This window comes from Lentzea pudingi (assembly GCF_014646255.1).
GTDB classification, from domain to species: Bacteria; Actinomycetota; Actinomycetes; order Mycobacteriales; family Pseudonocardiaceae; genus Lentzea; species Lentzea pudingi.
Map to the genome: position 1 here is coordinate 1 of NZ_BMNC01000048.1, position 967 is coordinate 967.

Annotated in this window: 1 protein-coding gene; it reads left to right on the forward strand. The window is 68.6% G+C overall.

Translation table 11 applies throughout. The features are described 5' to 3' along the window. Positions 1–44: 44 nt before the first annotated feature. Positions 45–967 (forward strand): IS481 family transposase (locus IEY88_RS43890; RefSeq protein WP_189160807.1); only part of this gene is annotated, 923 nt, incomplete at its 3' end.

Consider the following 967-nt stretch of genomic DNA (forward strand, 5'->3'; position numbering starts at 1 on the left):
TGCGGTGGTGATTGCGAAGTCAGTCACCACAACCGGAGGCCTCGATGGGACACCGTAATGCCCGTCTGACAGTGCATGGACGCCTGGTCCTGGTTGAACGGGTGTGCGCCGGCAGGCCGGTCGCTCACGTGGCCAAGGAGTTGGGTGTCTCGAGACAGTGCGCGCATCGGTGGGTGCGCCGGTTCCGCGACGAGGGCGCCGCGGGCCTGGCCGATCGATCAAGCCGGCCGCACCACACGCCGTCTCGGATCTCGGCCGCTGCGGAGCGGCGGGTCGTGGCGGCACGTGGCGAGCTGAGGTGTGGACCGGCTCGCATCAGCGCTGCCACCGGTGTGCCCATCCGGACCGTGTCACGGGTGCTGGCCCGGCACGGCGTGCCACGGCTGGACGAGTGCGATCCGCTGACCGGGCAACGCATCCGCGCCACCCGCCACACCACCCGCCGCTATGAACATCCCGCGCCCGGCGACCTGGTCCACCTCGACGTCAAGAAGATCGGCAAGATCCCGCCCGGAGGCGGCTGGCGCGCTCACGGCCGCGGCCCCAAGCCTCGCTCGGTGCGGGGCTTGGGCTACGACTACGTTCACGCCGCCGTCGATGACCACTCCCGGCTCGCCTACGCCGAGATTCACGACGACGAGAAAGGATCGACCTGCGCGGGCTTCCTGCTCCGCGCCGCCGCGTGGTTCGCCGAGCACGGCGTTCCACGCGTTCATCGTGTCCTGACCGACAACGCCAAGAACTACGTGATCTCCCGCGACTTCGCCGCCGCGATGGCCGCGATCGGCGCCCGCCACAAGACCATCAAGTCGCATTGTCCCTGGCAGAACGGCAAAGTAGAGCGGTTCAACCGCACCCTGCAGACCGAGTGGGCCTACCACGAGATATTCGGCGACAACGCCGCCCGATCCGCAGCGCTGGCGCCCTGGCTTGATCACTACAACACTGAACGCGGTCACCACGCACT